General features: G+C 39.6%; 4 protein-coding genes and 2 pseudogenes. All 6 read right to left on the bottom strand.

The window, feature by feature from the left end; all coding sequences use genetic code 11:
• Positions 1–1,872, bottom strand: a 1,872-nt coding sequence (gene leuS, locus K6G87_RS09880; RefSeq protein WP_296836499.1) for a leucine--tRNA ligase, incomplete at its 3' end; no start/stop codon positions are given.
• 353 nt (positions 1,873–2,225) lie between these two features.
• A pseudogene (locus K6G87_RS19955) lies at positions 2,226–3,290 on the bottom strand (ATP-binding cassette domain-containing protein); the annotation flags it as partial.
• 279 nt (positions 3,291–3,569) lie between these two features.
• Positions 3,570–6,464: pseudogene (locus tag K6G87_RS19810) on the bottom strand (ABC transporter transmembrane domain-containing protein); the annotation flags it as partial.
• A gap of 578 nt (positions 6,465–7,042) precedes the next feature.
• Positions 7,043–8,422 carry a PhoH family protein gene (locus K6G87_RS09865; protein WP_296836497.1) on the bottom strand — a complete coding sequence of 460 codons (1,380 nt, stop codon included), beginning with the start codon at positions 8,420–8,422 and terminating at the stop codon, positions 7,043–7,045.
• Between the two features lie 426 nt (positions 8,423–8,848).
• Positions 8,849–10,606 (bottom strand): zinc ribbon domain-containing protein, encoded by a 1,758-nt coding sequence (locus tag K6G87_RS09860; protein WP_296836495.1) that lies wholly within the window; start codon positions 10,604–10,606, stop codon positions 8,849–8,851.
• 48 nt (positions 10,607–10,654) lie between these two features.
• Positions 10,655–11,458: a LytTR family transcriptional regulator DNA-binding domain-containing protein gene (locus tag K6G87_RS09855; RefSeq protein ID WP_296836493.1), complete on the bottom strand. Its 804-nt coding sequence runs from the start codon at positions 11,456–11,458 to the stop codon at positions 10,655–10,657.
• Positions 11,459–11,536: the final 78 nt, after the last annotated feature.

Here is an 11,536-nt window from a genome sequence, read left to right as displayed (position 1 = left end):
CTGATCTGACCATGGCTTTGAAGCTTCAAGAGCGCCCATGAACATCTCATAGAGTCTGAGTGTATCTGCACCGAACTTCTCTACGATATCACTTGGGTTAACTACGAATTCAGGGAATCTCTTACCCATCTTGATACCGTTTGATCCAAGGATCATACCCTGGTGTACAAGCTTCTTGAAAGGCTCGCTTACCGGAGAAAGGCCCTTCTTGTAGAGGTACTTGTTCCAGATTCTTGAATACATAAGGTGTCCTACAGCATGCTCAGGTCCGCCTACATAAAGGTCAACAGGGAGCCAGTGCTTAAGGAGTTCCTGATTAGCAAACTCTTCTTTGTTATCAGGATCGATATATCTGAAATAGTACCAGGAAGATCCTGCAGAACCTGGCATTGTTGAGGTCTCTCTTGTTCCCTTTACGCCATTATGATCATAGTTCTTCCAGTCTGTAGCATTATCAAGAGGTGCTTTACCATTTTTGCCTTTGTAATCTTCAAGTACAGGAAGCTCAAGAGGAAGTTCATCATCATCAAGTACGTGGATTGAGCCGTCCTCAAGATATACGATAGGCATTGGCTCACCCCAGTAACGCTGACGAGCGAAGATCCATTCACGGAATCTGTAATTAACAGTTCTTCTTGCAACGCCCATCTTTACGAGCTTATCTGTGATAGCTTCTTTTGCTTCCTCTACTGTAAGGCCGTTGAACTCTTCTGAATTCATGAGCTTGCAGCCCTTGCCAAGATAGTCGCCCTTTTCGAAAGCGTGCTCAGATACGTCACCGCCGTCGATAACCTGGATTCTAGGTATGTTGTGTACTTCTGAGTACTCAAAGTCACGCTGGTCGTGGCTTGGAACTGCCATAACGGCACCTGTTCCGTATCCGCCAAGTACGAAATCACCGATGAATACAGGGACTTCTTTGCCATTAACAGGGTTAATTGCATGGATTCCCTTAAGCTCGCAACCTGACTTAGTCTTGTTGAGCTCAGTTCTGTCCATCTCAGTCTTCTTAAGAGTCTCAGCGATGTAAGCTTCAACCTCTTCTTTATTCTCAATTCTAGGCATAAGCTCCTGAACAGTCTGTCCGTCTGGAGCAAGTACCATGAATGTGATACCATAGATTGTCTCGATACATGTTGTATAGATTGAGAAATCTCCACCGCCTACGATCTTGAAATCAACCTCTACACCTTCAGATCTGCCGATCCAGTTCTTCTGGATCTCTTTAGTAGACTGTGGCCAGTCGATCTCATCGAGTCCTTTAAGGAGCTCTTCTGCAAATGCCTGCTGGTCGATAACCCACTGCTTCATGTTCTTACGAACTACAGGATATCCGCCACGTTCTGACTTTCCATCGATAACTTCATCATTGGAAAGAACTGTTCCGAGCTCTTCACACCAGTTAACCGGCATATCTACATACTTTGCATATCCGTCAAGATAGAGCTGCTTGAAGATCCACTGTGTCCAGTGATAGAAAGAAGGATCAGATGTCTTAACCATCTTGGACCAGTCATAGTCAAAGCCGAGCTCTTTGAGCTGACCTGTGAAGGTCTCAATATTTTTTTCTGTAAATCCGTTTGGATGATTACCTGTTGATACAGCGTACTGCTCAGCCGGAAGTCCGAAGGAATCGTATCCCATTGGGTGAAGGACGTTGTATCCCTGCATTCTCTTCATACGGGATACGATATCTGTTGCTGTATATCCTTCAGGATGTCCTGCGTGAAGACCTACACCTGATGGATACGGGAACATATCAAGTACGTAGTATTTAGGCTTGGAAAAATCCCATACATCTGTTTTGAAAGTTTCATGTTCGTCCCAATATTTCTGCCACTTGGGCTCAATGGCTTTTGGATTGTATTCCATTTCGATCTCCATTCCGGCAAAGGCGCTATTACTGTAAGCAGCATCAGCCCCCAGCACTTATTAATCTAATAAAAAGCCTCGGAAGATGATGCGATTTCCAAGGCATTAAAAACTGTGGTAATTGTAGCAAATTAAAGCTTTACTGTCAAAAAATATCAGTGTTTTCACATAGCTGACAATCTTTTTTCCTCAGGTACATAATATGGACTTTCAGGATCGACGCCATATGTTTCATAAAATACGTCGAACTGCCCAAGGATATAGTTTATTCTCTCTTTGCATGGCAGATGTGTATGGCATTTGAAACAAATAGAAAAAAGGAGAAGCACAAATGATCATGCTTCTCCTTGCGTTTATTCAAAGCTATAAACATTATCAGCTACTGCCATAGTCGAATCTCTGTGAGATACGATTATGATGGTCTTATCTCCTACAGTTTCTTTGAGAGACTTAAGGATTATTCCTTCGTTTAAGCTGTCGAGGTTGCTGGTAGGTTCATCAAGAAGGACTATGTCTGCATCGTTAAGGAATGCTCTTGCTATTCCAATTCTCTGACGCTCTCCGCCTGATAAGGTATCGCCAAGTTCTCCAACTTTGGTGTTGTACCCATTAGGAAGGCTCATGATGAATTCGTGGAGCGATGCTTTCTTGGCAGCATCCTCAACTTCTTCCATGGTTGCTGATGGCTTTGCTACTTTTATATTTGCAGCTATTGTGTCATGGAAGATGTAGGTATCCTGAGTTACATATGCTTCAAGACTTCTTAAACTCTTTGTTCTTACTTCTTTTATGTCTTTGGATCTTTCTTTATTCTCAGCGTTTGGAAGAAGTGAATCAATTCGCTCTTTTAAGGTCATGCGCTTTTGCTTTTCAATCTTTTCAGCTTCAAGGGCTGCTTTCTTTCTGGCTTCTTCTTTTTGACGAGCCAGTTCTCTTGATTTTTCAAGGAAAGCGTTCTCTCGCTCCTTTTGAACTCGTATCTTTTCCTTTTCCGCAGCCTGCATGGCTTTGAGCATTTCTATAGCAGACATCGGCTTTGGTGGTTCGGGTTCTTTAGGAGTATCATCGGTGCTTTCGGGCTCTGCTGTGGTGGTATCAGATTTTGATCCATTGCCCGATGTTGATTTATTGTCTGATGGAGTTTTATTTCCTGTCTTATTGTTTGCTGATATTTTATTTTCTGAAACTGTATTTTCTTTAGAATCAGTATTGCCATCTTTTTTAGAAGAATCAGCTTTTTCTTCCTGTGAATCTACTTTCTCTTTTTCCAAGGTGGCAGGGTCAGTTTCGCTTGCGATCATCCTTACGCTTCCGCTGTCAGCATCCCAGAATCTCATAAGGAGTTTTAGAAGCGTTGACTTACCGCAACCTGAAGGCCCGTGGATTCCGATGATTCTACCTGTAGGAAATCCTATGGTAAGGTCATTTAAAACAGGCTCTCCCTCGTAGGCAAAAGAAAGATTTTCTGTATAGATGTTCTCGACTTTGGGATAGAGCTTCTGGCCGCTTGTATTTTCCTTGACCACAGGAGCTTCTTCAAGTAGAGAAATGACTCTTTCGGCGCTGGCCAGTGTCTGATTGAGGTTATTGGACAGATTGGAAAGAGCTATTACTGGTCCAAAAGAACTCATAATTGCAACCACTGCTACCATCGTCTTACTAATGTTCTCAAAGTCATTGGCTCCCGCGATTAAGCCTGCAAGGAGCATGATCCAGGTTGCGATCTGAATTGTCACGCCTGTTATAGCGCTAGTGTCACCCTGGTATCCTGAGAGAACCTTCTGGATAGCAGTAAGAGACGTGGATCTATCCTTGATCTCTTTTTGACGAGATTCTCCATTTCCAAACTGAATCGTCTCATCAAGTCCTCTCATGCTTTCAAGAGCGTATGAATTAAGATCTCCAAAACGCTGCCTGTACTTCATGCCTATCTGGGCGCCGCGCTTTGAACTTATAACAGGGATCACAATACCTACAGCTATATAGGAAAAAAGAGCTATGATTCCTGCTATAGGATAAATCGTCCATTCAAAAACGACCATGATGATAGTCATGATGGCAGCGATCACTACAGGTGATATGGTGTGGGCATAGAACACTTCAAGAAGTTCTATGTCTGATGTCAGGATCGCGATTATGTTACCCTTGTCATGGCCTTCGAGTTTGGCAGGGGACAGTTTTCTTAATGCTTTAAATACATTGTGTCTTATGATCGCAAGGAGCTTGAATGCTATAAAGTGGTTACAGTACTGCTCTCCATAGTGGAGCAGGCCTCTTAATACTGCCATTATCACAAGTGTCCATGCAGCCGCCTTGGTGAATGTTATAACAGAAGTACCACCTGCTATAGCTGTGCTTCCTTTTAGAATTATAGCAGCTTTTATTGTAAGGAATATAGCGCATATAAATCCAAGTACGCCAAGCGTGATTGCAAGGAGCATAACTGGAAGAAGTGGCTTTATGAGGACTATTAGCTTTAACATCAGGCTGATAGCGCTTCGCCTTTTTTCTTCAGCAGTACTTAACTCTTCTTTTGTAATGACCTTTGCAGCTGCTCCCTCATCATTCGTGTTGGCTGCAATAACCTTGGAAGATTGTTGTGCCCCTGATTTATGAACCGGCATTTCATCAGTCTTACATTTTCCGCCGTTATAGTTCTCAAGTTTTTGCTGCGCATTATAAAGAAGTGAGTAGCTTCCAAAATGCCCCATAAGTTCTTTGTGGGTTCCGCTCTCTGCTATAACGCCGTCTTTTAACATAATGATCTTGTCTGCATCCTGAGCGTTAGCCAGCCTGTGGGTGATCATGATGACTGTATGATCTTTTGCGATCTCTTTTATTGTATTCAGAATTATTTCTTCAGACTCGGCATCTATGTTGGATGTAGCTTCGTCGAATATGTAGATGTTGGTCTCATGAAGAAGAGCTCTGGCTATGGCAAGTCTTTGCCTTTGTCCACCAGATATGTTTGACGCACCTTCTGTCAAGTGGTAATCAAGTATGCTTTCATTGGTGACTTTCTTTGCATCAGAGTTATTTTTAACTTCTTTATCTGTAATATTGTTTTCATCGAATACTTGATCAGTTGTATCTGACTGATCTTTTAATGCTGATTCATTAAGCGCTGTCAGATTGACCTTTTTAAGAGCCTCAAGCTTCTTTTCATCAGAAAGATTCTCACCTGCTATGGCAAGATTTTCTCTGATAGTTCCCTTGAACAGAAAAGCTCCTGACGATACAAGAGTTATATTTTTAAACAGCTCGTCTTCTTTGATGGTAGAAACTTCAACATCTCCTATCTTTAATGATCCGCTGTAGCTCTTTTGCCTTCCAATAAGAAGTGAAGCTATGGTACTCTTGCCGCTTCCTGATACACCGGCGATAGCCGTGAAGCTTCCTTTGGAAATCTCCATGGACACGCCCTTAAGGACAGCATTTTTTTCTTTTTGCCTATTGATAAGACCGATATCATCCGGATTACCGGAGGGGCTAAGCGATGTATCAGTGGTATCAGTTTCTTCTAATTTACAATCCTTGTCGTAGGAAAAGAAAACCTTGTCAAAGGTGATAGTTCCTGCACCTTCAGGGAATTCTTCAGTTCCTTTTTCAGGCTCTTTAAGATCAAGCAGTGCAAAAATCTTGTCACTTGCTGCCATTCCGTTCATTGCAACATGAAAATATGAGCCAAGACGTCTCATCGGAAGGAAGAATTCTGCTGCGAGAAGTACTATGATAAGTGCGCCTGCAAGTGATATATGTGATTTAGAATATTCTGACAATGCGATTATTATGCCTACTGCTGCTCCGCCATATGCCATGATATCCATGACACTGGTAGAATTAAGCTGCATAGTCAGAACCTTCATCGTGATATTCCTAAAGCGCTCTGCTTCTGCGTCCATCTTATCAGCAGCTTCTTTATCACTTTGATAGATCTTGAGAGTTGTAAGCCCCTGGATATTATCAAGGAAACTGTCACCAAGAGTTGCATACATTCCCCAGTATTTGGAAAGAAGCCTTTTTGCAATTTTTTGAACTACTACTATTGATATTGGAATAAGCGGAACGAATATAAGAAGAATTATTGCAGCTTTGAAGCTGATAAACGTGACCACGATAAACAGAATTACCGGTGAAATCATCGCATAAAAAAGCTGGGACAGATACAGCCCAAAATAAGTTTCCAGCTGGTCTACACCATCTGTCATGAGCTGCGTTATCTCACCTGTTGAAACCTTCTCTCTATAGGAAGATCCAAGAGACAGAAGTTTTGAATAAATCTTTTGCCTAAGTATACTTTTCACATCTGCACTCGCCATAAAAGCGCTTTCGGATTCCTTCTTATCAAAGAAGAATCTAAGTCCTATACAGATAATGGCAGGAATAATATATTTGATATACGCCTTGGCGCTGATATCAACTTGGTTTCCTGATATTATTAGAGAACTTGATGTGACAACATCCGACAAAATATTAGAAATGCAGATTACAATTACGATCTGACTTATAAGCGATAATACTTTCCATACAACTTGCTCTTTAATAAACTTGACAGCATCTGCCAAAAGTTCTATCAGTCTTTTCTTGATCATTTCAGTCCCCCACACCCTATTGATGACATATATATTTAATTCGATTCAAACTTCCGAATTTATATTGAAATCCTAATAGTTGCTTCTAATATGGTTTACTTATATAACGCTCTAAAATAATAAGGCAATCTATTAATCTATTTATTCTACTGTACGTCTCTTGATCAAATGGAAAGTTTTAAAGATATATTAACCCTATAACATATATAATACCGATATTTTCTAGTGTTCGCAATTACAATAACGATAGCTTGAATCTTCCTGAGGGTGGTAGTTTATAAATGTTTTTGGAGTCTTTCAAAAGTATTCGTAAATTCAAGAGCTTGATAGAGAGAATCTTATATTTTGTTTGGAATCCACATGTTTGAGCGTAGCGAGTTTGGAGTCCAAAATATAAGATCCTATCTATTAAGCCTTGAATTAGAATACTTTTGAGGACTCCAAAAACATTTATAAACTACCACCCTCAGGAAGATTCCCCTATCCCCCGCCAATACAAATACGCCCGCATCGTCAGACACGGGCGCGATTTGAAATGATCGAATGCTGCTACTCAGAGCAGTAAGTATTTACTTTTTTTAGAGTCTCTTGATCGCATCCATTGCAAGCATGGAGCGTTCGCACTCTTCTGCAGACAACGTCAGCTGCCAGCAGTATGGACTGTTCTTCATACATTTAGCTGCATAGGACAGACCGTTAGTTCTTTTATCAAGGAAAGGTTTATCAATCTGATTAGGATCTCCAAGAAGTATGATCTTGGTATCTTTACCTGCTCTTGTGATAATACCCTTTGCCTGATTAGGTGTCATGTTCTGTGCTTCATCGATTATGAGGTAGGTTTTGGCAATGGATCTTCCTCTTATGAAGTTCAGAGCTTCTGTCTGGATGATGCCACGATCGAAGATCTCTGCTATCTTGTCAGAGAGCTGTTCTTCATCTCCGTAGCGCTGCTCATCATCTGAATCAAGGATCTGTTCCAGGTTATCGATTATGGGCCTCATGAGAGGTGCTATCTTTTCCTGCTCATCGCCCGGAAGGAAACCTATGTCATCGTCAAACTGAGCGTTGGGACGACATACTATGATCCTTCTGTATTCACCTGTTACGTTGTTGAATACCTTTTCAAGTCCGACTGCAAGTGAGTAGAAAGTCTTGGCTGTTCCTGCCATACCTTTTATGATGACAAGGGGTGCTTCCTGAGCACTTGCCATTAAGGCTTCCTGCATGAAGTACTGCCCTACGTTTCTTGGAGTAACTCCATAAGGTTTACACTTTTTATACTTAAGTGGTACAACCTTGCCTGCCCGTACTCGACCAAGCAGTGACTTTCTGTCAGACTGGTCAGGCTTTAATATTACAAATTCATTTTCATGGAAAGTAAGTTCGATTCTTTTTCCCTGTTCATCTGTATCATACAGACATTCAACAGGTATCCCGTCTTTTTTGAAACTATCGATTTCTTCTTCTGGAACGAATACCTCATTTCGTCCTGTGTAGAGTTCATCTTCATCTGTGATCTGCTCTGTTGTGAAGTCTTCGGCTTTTATACCAATTATATGAGCTTTGATCCTCAGAAGAAGATCTTTGGTTACCAGAATTATCTGATCGCCTTTTTTCTTTTCATCCACAAGTCCTTTACAAACCTGGAGGATTCTGTTGTCTGCCTTGTCATCAGGCAGATCTTCCGGAAGTTCTACGCTTACACAGTTCTTTTCTACGCGAACGCTTCCGCCGCTTTTTAAATCAACCCCTTTCAGTAGATCTCCTGTCATCCTGAGATTTTCAAGATAACGAACTGCTGCTCTTGCATTAGCTCCTTTCTCACCATCTGCATTCTTGAGTCTGTCGAGCTCTTCGAGTACGACCAGTGGAAGGACGAGGTTATTGTCCTCGAAGCATTCCAACGCGTACGGAGCCTGAATCAGGACATTTGTGTCGATTACATAAGTCTTCTTCATACGTGCAGATTCCTCCAATCTCCCTATTCTCAGAAGAAAAACGCCCCCTTGAAAAGCGCAAAAGGCATGACGCAGGAGAACCCTGCATCATGCCTTTGACTGAAATTGCATTCTATTAGATAGATCTGCAAATGTTTTCTTCTTCACCATATTTTTATTATAAACAATACTTTTATATGTGACAAGCCGTTAATTTGTATTTGGAATATTTTTTTACACAATATATGGTGGTTTTTGGAATGCATTCCAATTTACACCACAAGTTAAAAAGATTCCAAAATTCACCAGTTCTTTGCTTGTTACATAATTAAAATACTTTTAGAGGATAATTTGAAAAAATCTTTTCATATAAAAACTTCGTACATATAAAAAATCATCTATATCCGAACTATCTACAAATGATCTTTATATGTACGAAGTTTATTTTTAGTATATATATGTACTTAGAGAAATTGAGGTTTCATACTTGTTGCCTACTTCATAATAGTAGGTACTATCAGCAATTTTCTCAACTTCATTTGTTTCAGCGCTGTAGTAATAAAGGGCTTTATCTTTAGTATAAACAGCGCCTTTGCCTGTGATCATTATGTTTTCAACCATCGTCTCAACTCTTGAAAGATATTTGTCGTTATCTCTTATATAGATGTCATATATGCTTGAGCTGGTATCATAATCAAGCATATTTACTAAAAAGAAATATGCATTATCATCCATGACGGGGGTTGTTTTCACGTAAACATATGTTTGGGAAGGAACGCTATGCATCATCAGCTTATAAGTACCGTCGCCTGATATATACAGGTTTCTTGTTTTTTCACCCGCAGCATAGAATAAATAATTGGTTGAATACGATCCGGATACACATGCGTTGTAAGCGACCATCTGGATGTTAGAAATTTCTTTCCCATATGCTACATCGCATAGATATACGCAGCTTACACTGTCTTCATTTAATGCCTGGATCAGGATCTTGCCTTCGTCTATTGCAACTTGTGCGTTTAGTACCTTGGTAAAAGGAGATTCAAATACTTCAGATGTGCCTGTTGTGTAATATTGGGTATCATTCTTCTTTTCATCATCAGGTTCAAAATAATTAAAGAAAGTTACATATTCAGTAGTTGTTCTAGCAAGATCAATTTCGCCAAGTTCTGTTATCGTACCATTATCATATGTAAAAAGATCATACGTATAATCATCCTCGTAGTGCTCACCTTTTTTGGTATATGTAATATGTGTTATGTCATCTGTGAAATAGGTTTCATCAATATTATTTACATCTTCGTCTATTTTGGTGGTTTTAATTCCATCATCAGTTATCTCGGACATACACATATCAATACTATTTGTTTTATTATTAATATTTTTGGTATATACAAGCTTATTGTATTTCCCTACCGGAATTGATGCATCATCATCGATTATACTAAGCTTTTGGGTAGCTGAATCGTAATGGTACACATCGTATCCGGAACCAATATACATACTGGTTGAACTTTTTTCCTTACCTTCTTTGAGGGTTAAAAGAATATGAGAGCTTCCATAATTATAGATGCAGTTTACGTCTGATATGCCATCTATATCCATAAGATATTCGTTGCCGTAATCTGAATAGAAGTACAACTCTTCGTCAACATTCTGATACAGGACTCCATTATCTCTTCCGGATGGAACATAATATCCGCTGACATCTTTGGCTATCAGTGTGGATCTTTTTCTGGTCTCATCTGCATCACTTGTTATGTCTTCTGTCTTTACGCTATATAATGAACCGCAAACCTCGGTCTTTTTTTCTTCCATATCTGCTATGTAGAATATGGTCGATGTATCCGGGCTGAAAGTCGATAGATATATGAAAGAACACTCATCTACAAGTTCTTCGTCTTCTGTACCAAGCACATATGGATCTGAATCATCCGTGATATCAGGATCAACATATATTACGCCATCAGTGCAATAGGTGATTCCATTTAAGTACTTATATTCGATTGAAGGCTTTTCTTCTTCATTGTGGGAGCTGTAAATTCTGTATCCGATAAAAGAGGCTAATATAACAAATGAAAGAACCAGAGCAAGAATAACTTTTTTAGCCTTGCCTTTGGTCTTCTTGATCTGTACAGGCTGGCCGCAATGCGGACAGAATTTGATGTTATCAGGTATTTCTCTTTGGCAGTTAGTGCAGTTCATGTGAGTCTCCATGCTGCTAGTTACGTATGCAGCTTATGACGATAAAATTTAGCACGCCATGGCATTTTTTAAAAATACGTCGCAGGCGCTTTGTATTTCATTTAATTTGTCTCTTGAAGCTTTAACGGTATATTCATAATTGCCTGATAATAACTGGACTTCTAAATTGTTGATATTATATCCTACGATCAGGCTTTTGTTGATAAGTGCATCTCTTCTACACCTGTATAACATTGTAGCAAAAATCTCTTCGATTTCGGAAATACTTAAACTGGAAAAATACTCTCCTCTGGTTGTCAGGATTTTTTGAAGGCGTTTTCCGGATGACTTATCAGTTTCAATGCTTATTATTTCTTCACCGCTTATAAGAGTAATATTATTTCTATCCAGCTTTGACTGAATGCTTTTTCGATGATCTTTAAGTTCGTCCGGCTGATAGCTGTCCAGATACTCTTTTATGTTGTTCATCGCAATTTCTATATCGATTATTACTTTAAGCGCAGTTTTTGAATCTATATCTATTGTGACCAGAAGTTCTGGTAAAAGACCTGGTCTGAAAAATAAATTATGATCAATTTTGGAATATGCAAATAAAAGCATAGGGAGATGAGGAAAGTCCTTCTTTATATTCTTGTATATTTCAAGCTCCTTCTCATCTTCCAAATAAAAGCAGCAATAATCAACTCTGGTAGTTGGTTCGTTAAGGCTCTTGTAGATTCCTAACATATTATTACATACTTCAAGTTCATATGTTGAATTATACCTAAAACTGACATATGGTAAAGCAATTTTTTTCAGGAATTTTTGCAGATCATGATCGCGAGTATAAAGCAGAATCTTATTTTTCCCCATAATTACCCCTAAAACTTATTAATAATTTAATTAAGATTCAATATGTTTAGTACTGCCTGATAATTTGTGAAAAATTTT

Source organism: Butyrivibrio sp. (assembly GCF_024699075.1).
Note: the sequence above shows the minus strand (reverse complement) of the source record. Positions and strands in the feature narration are given on the sequence as shown.

Excerpts from the sequence above, each read along its gene's own strand:
- K6G87_RS09860 (WP_296836495.1), bottom strand. The coding sequence starts at position 10,606 with ATGAACTGCACTAACTGCCAAAGAGAAATACCTGATAACATCAAATTC.
- K6G87_RS09865 (WP_296836497.1), bottom strand. The coding sequence starts at position 8,422 with ATGAAGAAGACTTATGTAATCGACACAAATGTCCTGATTCAGGCTCCG.
- K6G87_RS09855 (WP_296836493.1), bottom strand. The coding sequence starts at position 11,458 with ATGGGGAAAAATAAGATTCTGCTTTATACTCGCGATCATGATCTGCAA.